This window comes from Pseudomonas sp. AG1028, from assembly GCF_007993955.1.
In the GTDB taxonomy this organism is placed as follows: Bacteria; Pseudomonadota; Gammaproteobacteria; order Pseudomonadales; family Pseudomonadaceae; genus Aquipseudomonas; species Aquipseudomonas straminea.
In genome coordinates this window covers 79041-94727 of sequence record NZ_VIVP01000007.1, presented here as the reverse complement: position 1 = coordinate 94727, position 15687 = coordinate 79041, and the positions used below count along the sequence as shown (strand labels likewise).

At 63.7% G+C, this 15687-nt stretch carries 16 protein-coding genes and 1 pseudogene; 9 read left to right on the top strand and 8 right to left on the bottom strand.

Going from position 1 to position 15687, the window contains the following annotated elements; genetic code table 11:
- Nucleotides 1-159 precede the first annotated feature (159 nt).
- Nucleotides 160-615 carry a hypothetical protein gene (locus tag FB481_RS13085; protein ID WP_147176685.1) on the top strand — a complete coding sequence of 152 codons (456 nt, stop codon included), beginning with the start codon at nucleotides 160-162 and terminating at the stop codon, nucleotides 613-615.
- 161 nt (nucleotides 616-776) lie between these two features.
- Entirely contained in the window at nucleotides 777-1289 is a 513-nt protein-coding gene (locus FB481_RS13080; RefSeq protein ID WP_147176684.1) for a DinB family protein, read from the top strand.
- Nucleotides 1290-1603: 314 nt separating this feature from the next.
- On the opposite strand, the gene FB481_RS13075 is transcribed toward FB481_RS13080, so the two are convergent.
- The 4 genes from FB481_RS13075 to FB481_RS13060 form a co-directional block, all read right to left on the bottom strand.
- Entirely contained in the window at nucleotides 1604-2299 is a 696-nt protein-coding gene (locus FB481_RS13075; RefSeq protein ID WP_147176683.1) for a lipopolysaccharide kinase InaA family protein, read from the bottom strand.
- The gene (locus FB481_RS13070) at nucleotides 2299-2976 is read right to left on the bottom strand and encodes a class I SAM-dependent methyltransferase (RefSeq protein ID WP_147176682.1); all 678 of its coding nucleotides are present in this window, start codon (nucleotides 2974-2976) and stop codon (nucleotides 2299-2301) included. The genes FB481_RS13075 and FB481_RS13070 overlap by 1 nt, the downstream gene beginning before the upstream one ends.
- A 79-nt stretch (nucleotides 2977-3055) precedes the next feature.
- On the bottom strand, nucleotides 3056-4327 hold the full coding sequence (locus FB481_RS13065; protein WP_093506193.1) for a HAMP domain-containing sensor histidine kinase: 1272 nt from the start codon (nucleotides 4325-4327) through the stop codon (nucleotides 3056-3058).
- Nucleotides 4317-5000: a response regulator transcription factor gene (locus FB481_RS13060; protein ID WP_147176681.1), complete on the bottom strand. Its 684-nt coding sequence runs from the start codon at nucleotides 4998-5000 to the stop codon at nucleotides 4317-4319. The genes FB481_RS13065 and FB481_RS13060 overlap by 11 nt, the downstream gene beginning before the upstream one ends.
- A 105-nt stretch (nucleotides 5001-5105) precedes the next feature.
- On the opposite strand from FB481_RS13060, the gene FB481_RS13055 reads away from it, so the two are divergent.
- The 6 genes from FB481_RS13055 (at nucleotide 5106) to FB481_RS13030 (ending at nucleotide 10379) form a co-directional block, all read left to right on the top strand.
- Complete coding sequence (locus FB481_RS13055; RefSeq protein WP_147176680.1) at nucleotides 5106-7061, top strand: LTA synthase family protein; 1956 nt, start codon at nucleotides 5106-5108, stop codon at nucleotides 7059-7061.
- A 20-nt stretch (nucleotides 7062-7081) separates the two neighbouring features.
- Nucleotides 7082-7822, top strand: a complete 741-nt coding sequence (locus tag FB481_RS13050; protein ID WP_147176679.1) for a phosphatase PAP2 family protein — start codon at nucleotides 7082-7084, stop codon at nucleotides 7820-7822.
- The gene (locus FB481_RS13045; protein ID WP_147176678.1) at nucleotides 7819-8460 is read left to right on the top strand and encodes a dual specificity protein phosphatase family protein; all 642 of its coding nucleotides are present in this window, start codon (nucleotides 7819-7821) and stop codon (nucleotides 8458-8460) included. The genes FB481_RS13050 and FB481_RS13045 overlap by 4 nt, the downstream gene beginning before the upstream one ends.
- A gap of 13 nt (nucleotides 8461-8473) precedes the next feature.
- Nucleotides 8474-8842, top strand: coding sequence for a hypothetical protein (locus FB481_RS13040; protein WP_093506255.1), 369 nt, complete (start codon nucleotides 8474-8476; stop codon nucleotides 8840-8842).
- Between the two features lie 104 nt (nucleotides 8843-8946).
- The gene (chrA, locus tag FB481_RS13035) at nucleotides 8947-10131 is read left to right on the top strand and encodes a chromate efflux transporter (RefSeq protein WP_147176677.1); all 1185 of its coding nucleotides are present in this window, start codon (nucleotides 8947-8949) and stop codon (nucleotides 10129-10131) included.
- A 29-nt stretch (nucleotides 10132-10160) separates the two neighbouring features.
- Nucleotides 10161-10379 (top strand): DUF6434 domain-containing protein, encoded by a 219-nt coding sequence (locus FB481_RS13030; protein ID WP_093506183.1) that lies wholly within the window; start codon nucleotides 10161-10163, stop codon nucleotides 10377-10379.
- 9 nt (nucleotides 10380-10388) lie between these two features.
- Here FB481_RS13030 and FB481_RS13025 read toward each other — a convergent pair whose 3' ends face one another.
- The 3 genes from FB481_RS13025 to FB481_RS13015 are packed head-to-tail and all read right to left on the bottom strand — an operon-like array spanning nucleotide 10389 to nucleotide 13272.
- Nucleotides 10389-11075 (bottom strand): HAD family phosphatase, encoded by a 687-nt coding sequence (locus FB481_RS13025; RefSeq protein WP_147176676.1) that lies wholly within the window; start codon nucleotides 11073-11075, stop codon nucleotides 10389-10391.
- Nucleotides 11076-11127: 52 nt separating this feature from the next.
- Nucleotides 11128-12477 carry an APC family permease gene (locus FB481_RS13020; protein ID WP_147176675.1) on the bottom strand — a complete coding sequence of 450 codons (1350 nt, stop codon included), beginning with the start codon at nucleotides 12475-12477 and terminating at the stop codon, nucleotides 11128-11130.
- A 3-nt stretch (nucleotides 12478-12480) separates the two neighbouring features.
- A complete protein-coding gene (locus tag FB481_RS13015) occupies nucleotides 12481-13272 on the bottom strand; it encodes a methyltransferase domain-containing protein (RefSeq protein WP_147176674.1) in 792 nt (263 codons plus the stop codon).
- A 235-nt stretch (nucleotides 13273-13507) separates the two neighbouring features.
- Here FB481_RS13015 and sbcD point away from each other — a divergent pair, with 235 nt between their 5' ends.
- Nucleotides 13508-14725: an exonuclease subunit SbcD gene (gene sbcD / locus FB481_RS13010; RefSeq protein WP_147176673.1), complete on the top strand. Its 1218-nt coding sequence runs from the start codon at nucleotides 13508-13510 to the stop codon at nucleotides 14723-14725.
- Nucleotides 14726-14962: 237 nt separating this feature from the next.
- Here the strand turns inward: sbcD and FB481_RS23615 are convergent.
- A pseudogene (locus FB481_RS23615) lies at nucleotides 14963-15478 on the bottom strand (methyl-accepting chemotaxis protein); the annotation flags it as partial.
- Nucleotides 15479-15687 lie beyond the last annotated feature (209 nt).

Genomic DNA, 15687 nt, shown 5'->3' with positions numbered 1-15687 from the left:
CTGTTGCTGCATGATACGGTTCAATTTGATCAGCCAGATGCTATCCGCGCGCGGAGGCTCTGTGGAAACCATTGGGGCAGAAACATGTTTAGAAGTGTGCAAGCGATAATGGTGATTGCGGCCGTTCTATTGTGCGGTTGTGTCAGAGATCCTGACAGCATGCCCACTTACAGGATGGATCCGCAACACGCTGATGACAAAGCACCCAGCTCGATCATCACTTCAGTAGTGTCGCAAGATACTCTCAATAAACTCGGGGTACCTGTCGACTCCTTCTGGGGCTGGAAGGATGCTCACCCGCCGACTGCAATCAATGGGAAAGGCTCTCTGCAGTTTGCCAAGACTTTTGCCGGCTTGCCGATTGATGGGAATTTTCAGGTGGAAGTGCCTGCTGGCGTTCAGCGTGTTAGCTTTCATCACTTTAATGGGAATGCTGAGATTAGGGAGTATCTTGTTGAATTTAATGCTGAGCCGAATCATAAGTATTATGCTAAATTTTTAACGCCGCGTAATGATCAGGTGCGCGGCATGTACAGTGTAAGGCCAGTTCTATATGACCTAACGCGTGATGAAAAGGTTGATTATAAATTTGTAAGCGATAAGCGGGTTCGTTAGGAGCTGTTGAATTCAAGGTGAATGAGTGGTGGGTGGCACGATTTAGTGCTCCCTCGGCTTATTAGGCGCCGTCATCAGGCAGGTCACTGTTTCGATTGTGGATAAAGAGATCGTCGGCGACGGTTCTAGTCCGTTCTGCTTACTATCGCTGGAGTTGCGACATGCTGTTCGCTGATGCTTTCAAGTACAAGAAATGGGCGAATGAGGAGCTACTCGCGCTGGGCGAGCGCCAGCTAGAACAGCTTTCCGAGAAGGACGCGGAGTTCTTTATCCGTATCCTCAATCACACCACGGTGGTCGACAGCCTGTTTATCAGTCGCCTGTCCGGTGAAGCAGAGTGCTACAGCGGTGACAATACCCGCGAGACGCCCACGTTTGACGAGCTCAGGGCACGCATCGCGCAGAACGATGCCTGGCTAGTCACCTTCGCAGAACGTGCCACAGCTGAAGAACTACAGCGGGTTATCGTCTTTCGTTTCACCGATGGTGATCTCGGCCAGTTATCAGTCGAAGAGGTGCTGCTGCACCTGCTGACCCATGGCAGCAATCACCGCGGCATGGCCGCGCGGACGCTGGCGATCAATGGGCTGGAGCGACCGAAGGATACCTTTACCCGCTATCTATATCAGGCGCAGCCGGGCCGGCGAGAAACCGCCCGGCAAACCCTCGGCTGAGCTCCGTTCTTGCTCTGAGAGTCTATTTACGCCCTGTTTAAAGGGGCATCGAAGAGGCTGTTACCAGGCAAAAGCGGTGGTTGACTGTAGGATGGGTGAAACCCATCAAATTGCGATGGGTTTCACCTACGCGGCCTGACCCATCCTACGGCCTGTGGGAACGGGCGGGGACGCCTAGTCCATGGCCGTGATTTTTTCGCGGGCATGGCCCGCTCCTACCGGTAATCACCAGTCCAGCCAGAGGGAAAAGCTGGCTGCTCCCGCCACTTTGCAGCCAAGGCGCTGGCGTCTAGCCGAAAGATCGTGAATAGGTTTTAAGCGGCCAGCGCCGCCGTATAGGCCTGCATCAGCAGTTGCCAGTCGCTCTCGGGCATCGCCCCGCAATGACGCTTCAGCTGGCGCATGTCATGGCGCGAGGCGTCGGCGGTGCGCCAGCGGCGGCGGCTTTTTTCCAGGTCGAGCAACGCGATATCGGCGCTGGGTGGGCTGCCGTCACGGTCGTTCATTTTGATGAAGATGTGCTTTGCATAGCAGCAGCCATGCTGCCAACGGCCCTTGTGCATGCGCGCCAAAGCACCGGCCAGGGCATTTAGCATGCAGGCCGAATGCGCGGCGCTGTGCTCGTGTTCATACCACTGATCCAGATTGATAAAGCCTGTCAGCGCCTGGGTGATCAGCAGCGCTTGCCATTGGCCCTGGTGCTTTCTGGCCGAGCCATAAACGAGTGTTGGTACGCTCACACCCAATTTGGCGAAGGCCTGATAAGCCTGTAGCTCGCGCATGATGGTCGGGCGGCCCAGTGGGTGGCTCAGGCTGCGATACAGGTGGCCGGTCTGGCGTTTGCTGTAGAGAGCAGGGCGCAGAGGGTCGCGTGGCTCCAGCAGTTGCACGCCACTTTCACCACAGCGACGCTGGTTCAGAGGTTCTACCCATTGCCCATTGCATTGCCACCAACGTTCGAACGTTGTGTTGACACCCGTTGCGGTCTCTTGACCGATCACTGTCGCCATTACAGTACCTCACGTTTGCGCAGGATATAGGTTCGCCACATAGCATAGCCGGGTAAAAAATCCCGATGCCCCAGAATCTGGAACCCCGCTTCACGAAACTCGGACTCGATTTGCTCACGGCGCACCACGAAGCGATTCTCGCCCGCGCCGCGGCGTTTTTCCAGGCGGTTGCGCCGCCAGGCCTTGTAGTTGCCATCGACCCACAGCGAAACGATCACCGTATCACGAGTCACGCGGTGAAATTCACGTAATGCCGCCAAACGGTGTTCCGTTGATTGGAAGTGATGCAGCAGACGAATGCAGAACACGCAGTCCACCGCGTTGTCGCCTAGGGTGATATCGAAGGCGGAAGTCTTGAAGGTTTGCACTCGGCCGACCACCTCGGGTGGTTGGGCGGCCAGCGCCGTGGCGAGCATGTCGGCCGAGTTGTCGGCGGCCAGGATCACCCGGTTCGGTTGCTCGGCGAGCAGCGGCCAGAAGCGGCCAGCGCCGCAAGGCAGGTCCAGCACCAGATCGGGCTCGCCGGCCAGGCGTAGGGCGCTGCGCCCGACCTGCACGTCACGCCAGTGCGACAGGCGTCGGGCCAGGCCGTCCTGGTGCTTGTGCAGGTAGCTCTGGGCGTGTTGCAGGTCGTATTTGCCGGAGAAGGCCAGTTCGATGGAACGGGATTTGGACATGACGAGGCACCTCTTGGGAAGTGCCTCGATGCTAGTCAGGCGGTTCTGATGAACTCGTCAAACAAAAGTGAAAAAAATGTCAGTTGGCCGGCTGCAGTACCACCTGAAAACAACTGCCGGCTACCGGCAGGCTACGTACGGTGATCTGCCAGCCCTGATGGGCGCAAATACGTTTGACCAGCGACAGGCCCAGCCCCAGGCCCTCGCCGCGGGCCTGTTCGCCGCGCACGAAGGGGTCGAATATCTGCGCGTGCTGCTGTTCCGGGATGCCGACGCCGCTGTCCTCGACGCGGAAACCGTCCGCCTGCAGGGTCAGTTTCACGAAGCCGCTTTCGGTGTAGTGCCAGGCATTACGCAGCAGGTTGGCCATTACCGTGCGCAGCAGCGTGGGGTTGTAGATGCCCTCATGATGTCCCTGTACCTCGAGGCTGAAATCCAGGCCTTTCTCGGCCATCAGCGGCGCCCAGGTGTCCACCTGATCGTCGGCAATTTGCTGCAGGCTGGCGCTGCCGGCGAACAGGCTTTCATTACCTTTCACCCGGGCCAGTTGCAGGAAGGTCTGCACCAGGTCCTGCATCTCCGCGCTGGCGCGCTCGATGCGCTCGACCTGCTTGCGCTGTGTGGGTTGCAGGTCGGCCTGCAGCAGCAATTCGCAGGAGCTGCCGATGACCATCAGCGGCGTGCGCAGCTCGTGGCTGACGTCGCTGGTGAACAGCCGCTCGCGCTCCAGCGACTGGCGCAGGCGGCCCAGGGTGCTGTCGAAGGCCGCTGCCAGCTGGCCCACTTCGTCGTCTGCGTATTCCGGCGCCATGGCCGGTGCCAGCGGCAATAGCTGATCGCGGTGGCGTACCTGGTTGGCCAAGCGGCTGACCGGTTGCATGACCCGCTGCGAAATGAACCAGCCCAAGACCAGTGCGCACAGCACCGACAGCAGAAAACCTGCCAGCACCACGTTGAACAGTACCCGTTCGCGCCGTTCGAACTCGCTCTGATCCTGCACCAGCACGTAGCGGTCACCCCTGATCAGCCGGGTGAACACGTAGTAAGCCTGGTCGCCTTCGAAGCTTTCGCTGAACCCCTCCGGCTTGTGGGCGTAGCGCTTGGGAATCGAATACTGCGGAGAGGTGGAGGCGAAGAAACGGGTTCGCGAATCCAGACGGGGTTGCTGGCCGCTTTGCAAGTCCTGCTGCATCACCACATCCAGTTCCAGGGACAGCCCCTCGGACACCAGGTGCTCCTCGATCAGGTGCACGATCGCCACGATGCTCAGGGAAAACACCCCGCTGACCAGAATGGTCATGGTCACGAAGGCGATAAGGATACGCCGGCGAAACGGCTGCTTACTTTGCATCGGGAATCGCCGCCAGCCGGTAGCCCACGCCATGCACGGTGTGCAGCAGGGCGGTGGCGAAGGGTTTGTCGATGGCCTGGCGTAACTGGTGCACATGGCTGCGCAGGCTGTCACTGTCGGGGCAGTCGTCGCCCCATAGGGCTTCTTCCAGCGCTTCGCGGCGCACCACGGCGGGGGAGCGCTGCATCAGAATCATCAACAGCTTCATGCCCAGCGGATTGAGCTTGATGGTGTGGCCGGCACGGGTCACGCTGAGCATGTCCAGGTCGTAGGCTAAATCGGCGACTTCCAGTAAACGTCGGCGATTGCCCTGGGAACGGCGCAGAATGGCTTCGATACGCGCCACCAGCTCGGACAGCGCGAAGGGCTTGATCAGGTAGTCGTCGGCGCCGGCGCTGAGGCCCTGCAGGCGATCCTCTAGGGCATCGCGGGCGGTGAGCATGAGGATCGGGATGCTGCTGCGCGCCTCTTCACGCAGGCGGCGGCACAGCTGATAGCCGTCCAGCCCGGGCAGCATGATGTCCAGCACGATCAGGTCGTAGTGCCCCTGGGTGGCCAGGTGCAGGCCGCTCAAACCGTCCTGGGCGCAATCGGCCGTGTACCCCTTGAGCTGCAGGTAGTCGAGGATATTGGCCAGGATGTCGCGGTTGTCTTCGATCACCAGAATGCGCATGCAACGTTCTCTTCACGGGGATTGACGTTTTTTTCACAAAGCCATGACGAAGCCCTCACGGGGCCATCGCGAAACTGAGCTCGTTCATCCAGCCAGGATCATACGATGCCACAGCTTCGCTACGCCCAACTACGTTACCTCACCATTGTCCTGCTGGCCTGGACAAGCATCTTCCTGTTGACCCGCGGCGCGCTGCTGGTCGCCCACTGGGGCGACGCCAGCGCCGGCCCCCTGGAGATCCTGCGCATCTTTGCGGTGGGATTGGTCTATGACGCGACCTTCCTGTTGTATGCCGCGCTGCCCCTTGGGCTGTACCTGCTGCTCTGCCCGCAGCGGCTGTGGCGCAGTCGCGCCCACGGCGCGTTCCTTCACCTGCTGCTGGGCATCAGCCTGTTCGTGATGCTGTTCACCGCCACCGCCGAATGGCTGTTCTGGGACGAGTTCGGCGTGCGCTTCAACTTCATCGCCGTGGATTACCTGGTGTATTCCGAGGAGGTGATCAACAACATTCTCGAGTCCTACCCGGTGTATCCGCTGATCGCCGCGCTCGCCCTGGTGGCGGTGTTCCTGGCTGTGGCCTTGAAGAACCCGGTGAGCCGGGCGCTGAATGCGCCGCTGATGCCGCATAAGAAGGCCTTGGGCGCCTGGGGCCTGCTGCTGGCCGTGGCGCTGCTGGCGACCCTGGCGATCAACCAGAATGTGCCCCGTGGCCTGGGCGGCAACGCCTACCAGAACGAGCTGGCCAGCAACGGCCCGTTCCAGTTCTTCGCGGCTTTTCGCAACAACGAGCTGGACTACATGAAGTTCTACGCCACCCTGCCTGATGAGAAGGTTGGCTCGCTGTTGCGCCAGGAAGTGGCCGAAAGCAACGCCCGCTTCGTTAACGATGACCCCGAGGACATCCGCCGGGTGATCGACAACCCCGGCCCCGAGCAGCGCCATAACGTGGTGCTGGTCACCGTCGAGAGTCTGAGTGCGCGCTACCTGGGCGCCTTCGGCGATCCCCGTGGCCTGACGCCGAATCTCGATGCACTGAGCAAGCAGAGCCTGTTCTTCAGCAACCTGTACGCCACCGGCACCCGCACCGACCGCGGTCTGGAGGCCATCACCCTGTCAATGCCGCCAACGCCCGGGCGCTCGATCGTCAAGCGTATCGGCCGCGAATCCGGTTATGCCAGCCTTGGCCAGCAGTTCCGCGCCAAGGGCTACGACAGCGTGTTCATCTACGGCGGGCGCGGCTACTTCGACAACATGAACGCCTTCTTCGGTGGCAACGGCTACCGGATCGTCGACCAGAGCAGCGTGCCCAGCGATGAGATGGTCTTCCAGAACGCCTGGGGCATGAGCGACGAAGATCTCTACGCGCAGACCCTGCGCGTCGCCGATACCGAGCATGCCGCCGGCAAGCCGTTCTTCCTGCAACTGATGACCACCTCCAACCACCGCCCTTACACCTACCCGGAAGGACGCATCGACATTCCCTCCGGCAAAGGGCGCGACGGTGCGCTGAAGTACACCGACTACGCCATCGGCCGCTTCCTCGCTGAAGCGAAGAGCAAGCCCTGGTTCGCCAATACCCTGTTCGTGTTCGTCGCTGACCACACCGCGGGCAGCGCCGGTAAGGAAGACCTGCCTGTGGCCAACTACCACATCCCGTTGTTCATCTACGCGCCGGGCATCATCGAGCCTGCGGAGGTCAGCAAGCTGACCAGCCAGATCGACATCGCGCCGACCCTGTTGGGCCTGCTGGGCTTCGATTACACCTCGACCTTCTTCGGCCACAACGTGCTACGTGACGACGCGCCGCCCGGTCGTGCGCTGATCGGCAACTACCAGCACCTGGGCCTGTTCGATGGCCAGAACTTGGCAATTCTCAGCCCCAAACGGGCGATGCGCCGCCATGACGACGCCCTGGGCATCAGCCGCGAGCAGACGACCACCAAGGCCGACCCGCTGATGGCGCGCGATATCGTCTACTACCAGGGCGCCAGCCACGGCTTCACCCATGACCTGCTGAGCTGGCAGCCCGATCATTCGGCCGCTGTGGCGGTGAAACCATGAAGCCGGCTCGGGAGTACGCCATGACATCCGCTCGCCACCCGTCGCGGTTCTTCGACTTTCGCCTGTGGCTGGTGCTGCCGCTGGGCCTGATGGCTCTGCTGCTGGTGCTCGACCCCAAGCCGCTGGACTTCGCCCTGGCCGAAATCCTCTATGATCCGGTCACAGGGTTTATCGGTGGACGCAGTTCCTGGTTGGAAAACGTGCTGCACGACCAGGTCAAGATTCTGGTCATCTGCCTGGGCGTGGCGTGCATCGCCGCCTTTCTCATCAGCCTGTTGCCGGTGCGCCTGCGTAGCTGGCGCCGCGAGCTGGGCTACCTGGTGTTGGCGCTGGGGCTGTCGACCAGCATCGTGCCGCCGCTCAAGACCCTGACCGCCGTGCAATGCCCCTGGAGCCTCACCCAGTTCGGCGGCCACGAGGCGTTCAGCCCGCTGATCGGTGAGCGCCCGGTTACCGACAAGCCCGGGCGTTGCTGGCCGGGCGGCCATGCCTCCACCGGTTTTTCCCTGTTGGCGCTGTACTTCGCCTTGCGTGACCGCCGACCACGTCTGGCGCGTTGGGCGCTGGGCTTTGCCCTGACCCTGGGCTGCGTGCTGTCGCTGGGGCGGATGATGCAGGGCGCGCATTTTCTCTCCCACAACCTATGGACGTTGCTGCTCGACTGGCTGATCGCCGTGGTGGGCTACCGCGTACTGCTCTATCGCAAGGCGGCGCAGCCGGCGCTGCCCTCACCGGTCCTGTCTAGGGAGCTACACGGATGAAGACCCTGAACCTGCGTGCACTGCTGCTCGCCATCTTCCTGTGTGTGCCTGGCGTACCTGCCTGGAGCGCCATGCAAAGCCCGGCGGCGGACCTGCAATGGGCGACGCCTGTGGACAAGAGCTTCAACCTCTATCGCATGCAGCCCGACCTGTATCGCAGTGCGCTGCCCAAGGCGAGTCAGCAGGGCGAGCTGCAGCGCCTGAAGATTGCCACGGTGATCAACTTCTATCAGCGCAGCGATGCCGAGTGGCTGAACGACCCGAACATTCGCCTGATCCAGCAGCCATTGCACGCCGACCGTGTCGACGATGCCGACGTACTGCAGGCGCTGCGCAGTATCCGCGAGGCGCAGGCGCGCGGCCCGGTACTGATCCACTGCAAGCACGGGCAGAACCGCACCGGACTGATCGCTGCCATGTACCGCATCGTCTATCAGGGCTGGAGCAAGCAGCAGGCGATTGCCGAAATGCGCGGTGGCGGTTTCGGCGGCCAGGAACGCTTCGAGGATGCCGAGCGCTACGTGCGCGAGGTCGATCTGACGCGCTTCGGTCAGGCCCTGGCCAGCGGCGCCTGCAGCACCAGCCCCTGGGCCTACTGCGCGTTGCGCGACAAGCTGCTCGACGCGCTCAACGAGTAGCGAGGTGATCACCATGGTCAGCAGAGTTTCGGTTCTTATGGCAGTGCTGCTGGTGCCGCTGCTGGGGGGGTGCCAGAGTACCCGCGACTACCTGCTGGCCCAGGGATATCCGCCAGCCTTCGCCTCCGGCTACGCCGATGGTTGCACCAGCGGCGACAGCGCGGCCAAGGCGCTCGGTGCATTTCGCAAGAACGTGCCGGTGTACCTGGCCGACAAGCAGTACGCCACCGGCTGGGACGATGGCTTTCGCCAGTGCCAGGCCAGCGCCACGGCCGCCATTGAACGGCGCTTGCTGCCGGACAGTGATCGGGATCGTGACTGGAAGCATCAGGTCGACCAAGACATGGCCAAGGCCATGAGCCGATCCCTGAAGGGTAGCTAGCTGCATACCGAAGCGTCTTTAAAAAGTCATGGCGACAGGGCACATTGGTGCGCTCGCTGGCTGCGTGCCGGCGCTGCTTTCAGCTGTCCTGTCGAGAAGCCTGCATGCCCGCTACCCCTCCGGATGACCGTCGGCCCTGGTCGATCTTTCTGATCTTCCTGCGTTTGGGGCTCACCTCGTTCGGTGGGCCAGTCGCCCATCTCGGCTACTTTCGCCAGGAATTCGTCAGCTGTCGGCGCTGGTTGAGTGAGGCCGCCTATGCCGAGCTCATCGCCATCGCCCAGTTCATGCCGGGGGCTGCCAGCAGCAAGGTCGGCATGGCCATCGGCCTGTCGCAAGCGGGTTACCGCGGCGCGCTGGCAGCGTGGCTTGGCTTCACGCTGCCGTCGGCATTGCTGCTGATGGCCTTTGCCCTGGGCCTGGCGGGGCAGGGCGATGCCCTGGCGTCCGGCGCCCTGCATGGCCTGAAGATCGTTGCCGCCGCCATCGTCGCCCAGGCGGTGTGGGGCATGGCTCGCTCGTTGTGCCCGGATACGCCACGGCGCGTCTTGATGCTGGGGGCCGCTGCCGTCGCGCTACTGGTGCCGGGCGCAGTCGGGCAACTGGCGGCGATTCTCGGTGCCGGGCTAGTGGGCGTTGCGGTGCTCGACACGAAAGCGCAAACCCAGGCCGAGGCGCTGCCGGTTGCCATCAGCCGCCGCGCCGGGGCGCTGTGGCTGGCGCTCTTCGCGTTGCTGCTGGTTGGCTTGCCACTGCTCGCACATGTTGCCGACAGCCCGCTACTGAGCCTGTTCGAGGTGTTCTACAGAACCGGCGCCCTGGTGTTTGGCGGCGGCCACGTGATGCTGCCGTTGTTGCAGGCCGAGCTGGTGCCGGATGGCTGGTTGAGCAACGACCTGTTCCTGGCTGGTTACGGCGCTACCCAGGCGGTGCCGGGGCCGCTGTTCACCTTCGCTGCCTTTCTAGGCACGGCCATCGCCGGTGTGCTGGGCGGGCTGCTGTGCCTGGTGGCGATCTTCGCGCCGTCATTTCTGCTGCTGGTCGGCGTGCTGCCCTTCTGGGCGCGACTGCGCACCCGGGCACACTTGCAGGCGGCACTGGCGGGGGTGAATGCCGGGGTGGTCGGCCTGCTGCTGGCCACGCTCTATCAGCCGGTAGGCACCAGCGCCGTCGGCAGTCTGCTGGACTTCGCCCTGGTGCTGCTCGCACTGGTGGCGCTGATGGCCGGCAAGCTGCCGCCCTGGCTAGTTGTCGTAACTGGCGCACTCATCGGCTGGCTTGTACTGTGACGGCCCACTCCATCGGCAGGGAAAGCAGCATGGCATTCGACTGGCACGGCGGCACCATCACCCGCGACACACAGGTAAGCCGCGATTACCGCAACACCCAGAACGTGCGGCGCTTCATGACGCAGCAATGCGGCGCTGCGTTTCGCTTCGATCGGCCGTTCATGGCCTGGATACGCAGCGGCACGCCGCAAACCATGGGCGATGTGGTGGACGAGTGGCAGCGACGTAATCCCGCTGCCCAGGCCTGAGACCGTTCTTTAATCGCTGCCGTGACGCAAGCGCTCCACCAGCGCCGGCAGCTCGCTCATGCGCCCGATCAAGTGATGAACGCCCAGTTGGCCCAGGGTCTCCCCATGCTCGGGCGGAATGTGGCTGGCGCCGAGAAAACCGATCACCTGCATGCCGGCGGTCAGCGCCGCGGTGACGCCGGTGGCGCTGTCCTCGACCACCAGGCAGCGGCTCGGGTCGACGCCCGCGCGTTCGGCGGCCAGCAGGTAGAGATCCGGCGCTGGTTTTGGTCTTTCTACCTGGTCGGCACTGAAGGCCCCGACGTTGACGCGCTCGACTAGCTCGCAGCGCTGCAGGGCGAAGGCCACGGCATCGGCGTGGCTGTTGGAGGCCACGGCGAGCGGCAGGTCGATCTGCATCAGCGCTTCGTGCACACCAGGGATCGGCTGCACTTTCTCGCGGATCAGCGCCTTGGTGATGGCACGGTTCTTCTCCAGGAAACCATCCGGCAGCGGCTTGTCGAAATGCGCCTCGGCCCGGGCGATGATATCGGCGGTCTGCAGACCGAAGGTACCGGCCAGCACCACGTCCAGCTCATGGGCCGGATAGTGCTCGGCCAGCGCCGAGTGCAGGTGGTGCTCGGCGATGATCTCGCTGTCGATCAGTACGCCGTCGCAGTCGCAGATCAGCAGTTCGATGGGCGGTTTCGGCGGCATGGCAGGCAGTCTCCTGTAAGGCGGGGAGGGCCTGTGTAACACAGAAATCCGTTCAGTTCGAATCGCTCGCCACCGCCTCGGCCGGCCGTTGCAGCAGCAGCAAGGGCAGCCCGGCGGCCAGAATCGCCAGGCCGAGCAGAGCGCCAACCCCGGCATACAGGGCGCTCGACCAGAACAGCCCCAGGCAGCTGGCGGCGAACAGCACGGGCAGCAGCGGGTAGAGCGGCACGCTGAACGGTCGGGCGCGATCTGGGTTCAGGCGACGCAGGCGCAACAGCGACAGGGCGGTCAGGCACATGAACAACCAGAATACCGGCGCGGTGTAGGCGACCATGCTCTGCACGCCGTTTTCGCTCAGGGCGCCGAACAGCAGCAGCGGCAGGGTGATCAGGCATTGCACCAGCAACGCTCGTACCGGCGTGGCGGCGCGGTCGTTCCAGGCGCCGAGCATCGACAGCTGCGGCACGTCGCGGCCCAGGGCGTAATAGACCCGCGAGCCGGTAAGGATGGTGGCGTTCAGGGTGCTGATCGCGGTGATGCAGATCAGCACGCTGAGCAGCACGCCGCCCCAGGGGCCGGCGACGATGGTCATCAGGTCGGCGCCGATGGCGCTGGACTGGCGCAGGCCGTCGAGGCTGAAGATGTTGAGGAACACCAGGTTGGCCAGCAGGTAGACGCCGGTCACCACCAGGGTGCCGATCAGCAGCACGCGGCTCATGTTGCGGCCTGGGTTGCGCAATTCGCCGGACAGGTACGCGGCTTCGTTCCAGCCGCCGTAAGTCAGCAGCACGAATACCATGCCCATGCCGAGCATACCGGCCATGTTCCCGCCGGCATCGGCAGCGGCTGGCGCCACGTCGGCCACCGGTTCGGCCAGCAGCAGGCCTGCGAGAATCACCGTGACCAGCGCCAGCAGGGTGATGCCGGTGAACAGCACCTGCAGGCGTTTGGATTCGTGGGTGCCGAGGATATTCAGGGCCGTCAGCGCCAGCACCACGAGGGTGGCGTGCCAGGCGCTGCCGTATTCACCGAGCGGCAGCAGGCGCTGGGCGTAGTCACCGTAGATGAAGGCGACCACCGCGATCGCCCCGGTCTGGATCACCGTGCCCCTGGCCCAGGCGAACAGCAGGCTGATCTGCCGGCCCCAGGCCAGGTGCAGGTAATGGTATTCGCCCCCACGATCCGGGTAACCGGCGCCCAGTTCGGCATAACACAGCGCGCCGACCAGCATCACCAGGCCGCCGGCCAGCCACAGGCCGATGTACAGGAAGGCGTTGTCGGCATGCTGGGCCACCAGGGGCGGAAAGCCGAAGATGCCGACGCCGATCACCACGCCGACCAGCATGGCGACGCCGTCGATCACCGACAGCCCGGATTGTCGTGCCGCTGCGTGTGCGCTCATGACTCAGCTCCGTCGTGCACTCCAACCGGTCATCGCGCCTTCGGCGGAAATCGGTTCGATGCGATCACCCTCGACCTGGCCGACGTACAGCTTGCCGTCGACTTCGAAGCGCAGCTCGGTGCCGTTCAGGCGTCCGCGCAGGCGTTCCTGATGCTGGGTGATGCCGCTGATTTCCTGGAAGCGCTGCTCGAGGTCGACGGTGAAACGCTCGCCCTCGGTTTCGATCTGCCAACTGCCGGCGATCTTGGCTGGCACGATCCACAGGTAGATGCGCGCACCTTCGACGATATCGCTGCGATCGGGCTCCCAGTCCTCCATGCTGAAGGCGTGGGACACCACGCGAGTGCCGGGCTCGAGGGTGTCGAGAATGACCGGGCGCAGGCGCATGTTCACGGTGTTCAGCAGGTACATGGTCAGCACGTCGGCGTCGGCGATGTCCTTCTTGAACAGGTCGCCTTGCTCGAACGTCACCTTGTCGGCGACACCGGCCTGCTGGGCGTTGGTCTCGGCTTCCTCGATGCGCTGCGGGTTGAGGTCGATACCGTAGGCGGCCTTGGCGCCACGGTCCTTGACCGCCGAGATGGCGATTCGTCCGTCGCCGGAGCCCAGGTCCACCACATAGTCGTCGGGACCGACATCGGCCATTTCCAGCATGCGTGCCACCACCGGTTCCGGTGTCGGCACGTAGGGCACATCGAGGGCGATGGTCTGGGCCTGGGCGGTGGATTGCAGCAGGCCGAACAGGGCCAGTGCAGAGGCGCACAGGGAAAAGGGGCGAACGGCTGCGGTGGTCATCGGCGGATACCTCTCAGCTAGGTCGGCAAGGGAAGGGAGAACGATTTTCCGACCGGGGCCTTCGCGCCAGGGTTCGACCTGTGCAGCCGGGCCTTGCGGTGATTTGCCGGAAAAACAGCCCGTAGGCCCCGTACCCTGGCGTCTGCCGTGTGTGTTACCTCATGTGAGGCCATTGCCTTGAACGCGCCGAAAAGGCATGGTGGCCGCATTTTTCAGCCATTGGATTTCGCCGCGCATGCGCCTTCTGCACACCTCCGACTGGCACTTGGGCCAGCACTTCATGGGCAAGACGCGCCAAGCCGAACACCAGGCCTTTTGCGCCTGGCTGATCGAGCAGGTGTGCGCCCATGAGGTGCAGGTGGTGCTGGTCGCCGGGGATATCTTCGATACCGGCTCGCCGCCCAGCTACGCCCGTGAGCAGTACAACCATTTCGTGGTAGCGCTGCGCGAAACCGGCTGCCAGCTGGTGGTGCTCGGCGGTAACCATGATTCGGTGGCCATGCTCGGCGAGAGCCGCACCTTGCTGGCGCAACTCGGCACTCGGGTCATTCCTGGCGTTGGCGCCCACCTGCACGAACAACTGCTGGTGCTCGATGGGGCCGATGGCGCGCCGGCGGCGCTGCTATGCGCCATCCCGTTCATCCGCCCGCGCGATGTGCTGCGCAGCGAAGCGGGGCAGAGCGCGGCGGACAAGCAACTGTCGCTGCAGCAAGCCATTCACGCCCATTATCAGGCGCTGTACGAGCTGGCCCTGGCGCGCCGCAGCGAACTCGGTGCAGCGCTACCGATCATCGCCACGGGGCACCTGACCACCGTGGGCGCCAGTGCCAGCGAGTCGGTGCGCGAGATATACGTCGGCGCGCTGGAGGCTTTCCCCACCTCGTCCTTCCCAACCGTCGATTACGTCGCCCTGGGCCATATCCACCGGCCGCAGAAGGTCGGCGGCCTGGAGCACATCCGCTACAGCGGCTCGCCGATCCCGCTGAGCTTCGACGAAGCCCGCCAGCAGAAGGAAGTGCTATTGGTCGACCTGGATGCCAGTGGCTTGCGCGAGGTGCGCGCCTTGCCGGTGCCGCGCTTCCAGGCCCTGCAGTCGGTGCGCGGTTCGCTGAAAACGCTGGCGGCGGCGCTGGCCGAGGCGGCGCGCGAGGGTAGCGGCGAGCGCCCGGTGTGGCTGGAAGTGCAGGTCGAAATTGACGATTACCTGAGCGACCTGCAAGTACGCATCGCCGCGCTGTGCGAAGGCCTGCCCGTGGAGGTGCTGCGCATCCGCCGCGCACGGGGCACGGCGGTCGCCAGCCTGCAGGGCGAGCAGGGCATGCTCGACGAACTGACGCCGGAGCAGGTGTTCGACCAGCGCCTGGCCAGCGAAACCCTGGAGCCCGAGCAGGCGCAGCGCCTGCGTGGGCTCTACAGCCAGGTGCTGGCTGAGTTGCGCGACGAGCCGGCCTGATTCAGACCTGTTCATGATCTTGCAGCCCAGGTTCGTCGATTTTGGCAGCTAATTGGCGGTAGCAGCTGGTGAACGGAGTACTTGTAGGATGGGCTTCAGCCCCGAGCTCTTTGTTTGCCTTGATAAAAAGCTCGGGGCTGAAGCGGATCGCCGCCCGGCCCCTCCTACGGGTTACGCGAAAGGCTGCTTCTGCTTTGTAGCTGCCGCCTCATGCTTATAACGGTCATGAACAGATTCTCACGCCTTGAAGAAACTCACCCGCTCGAGCAGCCGGCGGGCCAGGGCCGATAACTCTTCACTGGCCGCGGAAACCTGAGTGGAGCCGGCGGTGGTTTCCACAGTGCTGGCGTGAATGCGGCTGATGTTCTGATTGACGTCTTCGGCCACCAGGCTCTGCTGTTGGGCGGCGCTGGCGATCTGCGCGTTCATGTCCTTTATTGCGCCGACTTCCTGGCGAATGCGGCCCAGCGCCTGTTCGGTTTCGGCGGTCTGCGCGACTGTCTTGCGGGCCATCTCGCTGCTGGTCTGCATGATCTGCGCGGCGCCGCTGGCGCCGGCTTGCAACTGCTCGATCATGCCGCTGATTTCCCGGGTCGAGGTCTGCGTGCGGCTGGCCAGCGAGCGGACTTCATCGGCCACCACGGCAAAGCCGCGACCATGCTCGCCCGCCCGGGCTGCTTCGATGGCGGCGTTGAGCGCCAGCAGGTTGGTCTGGTCGGCGATGGAGGTGATCACCGCGATGATGGTCTCGATGTTGCTGCTGTCGCGGGCCAGTTGCTCGACCTGTTCGGCGGCCGCGTCGAGCACCTTGGCCAGTTCGTGAATCGCCTCGCCGCCCTGGGTCACCAGGCGGCTACCGGTTTCCACTTCGCCGTCGGCGTTGCGGGTCGCCGAGGCGGCGGTGCTGGCGTAACCGGCCACTTCGTTGACGGTGGCCGCCATCTGGTTGATGGCCGCGGCCA

Coding starts and splice junctions, on each gene's coding strand:
- FB481_RS13015 (WP_147176674.1), bottom strand. CDS start 13,272: ATGACCACCGCAGCCGTTCGCCCCTTTTCCCTGTGCGCCTCTGCACTG.
- FB481_RS13080 (WP_147176684.1), top strand. CDS start 777: ATGCTGTTCGCTGATGCTTTCAAGTACAAGAAATGGGCGAATGAGGAG.
- FB481_RS13025 (WP_147176676.1), bottom strand. CDS start 11,075: ATGCCGCCGAAACCGCCCATCGAACTGCTGATCTGCGACTGCGACGGC.
- FB481_RS13070 (WP_147176682.1), bottom strand. CDS start 2,976: ATGTCCAAATCCCGTTCCATCGAACTGGCCTTCTCCGGCAAATACGAC.
- FB481_RS13050 (WP_147176679.1), top strand. CDS start 7,082: ATGACATCCGCTCGCCACCCGTCGCGGTTCTTCGACTTTCGCCTGTGG.
- FB481_RS13040 (WP_093506255.1), top strand. CDS start 8,474: ATGGTCAGCAGAGTTTCGGTTCTTATGGCAGTGCTGCTGGTGCCGCTG.
- FB481_RS13085 (WP_147176685.1), top strand. CDS start 160: ATGCCCACTTACAGGATGGATCCGCAACACGCTGATGACAAAGCACCC.
- FB481_RS13075 (WP_147176683.1), bottom strand. CDS start 2,299: ATGGCGACAGTGATCGGTCAAGAGACCGCAACGGGTGTCAACACAACG.
- FB481_RS13030 (WP_093506183.1), top strand. CDS start 10,161: ATGGCATTCGACTGGCACGGCGGCACCATCACCCGCGACACACAGGTA.
- sbcD (WP_147176673.1), top strand. CDS start 13,508: ATGCGCCTTCTGCACACCTCCGACTGGCACTTGGGCCAGCACTTCATG.
- FB481_RS13065 (WP_093506193.1), bottom strand. CDS start 4,327: ATGCAAAGTAAGCAGCCGTTTCGCCGGCGTATCCTTATCGCCTTCGTG.
- FB481_RS13020 (WP_147176675.1), bottom strand. CDS start 12,477: ATGAGCGCACACGCAGCGGCACGACAATCCGGGCTGTCGGTGATCGAC.
- FB481_RS13060 (WP_147176681.1), bottom strand. CDS start 5,000: ATGCGCATTCTGGTGATCGAAGACAACCGCGACATCCTGGCCAATATC.
- FB481_RS13055 (WP_147176680.1), top strand. CDS start 5,106: ATGCCACAGCTTCGCTACGCCCAACTACGTTACCTCACCATTGTCCTG.
- chrA (WP_147176677.1), top strand. CDS start 8,947: ATGCCCGCTACCCCTCCGGATGACCGTCGGCCCTGGTCGATCTTTCTG.
- FB481_RS13045 (WP_147176678.1), top strand. CDS start 7,819: ATGAAGACCCTGAACCTGCGTGCACTGCTGCTCGCCATCTTCCTGTGT.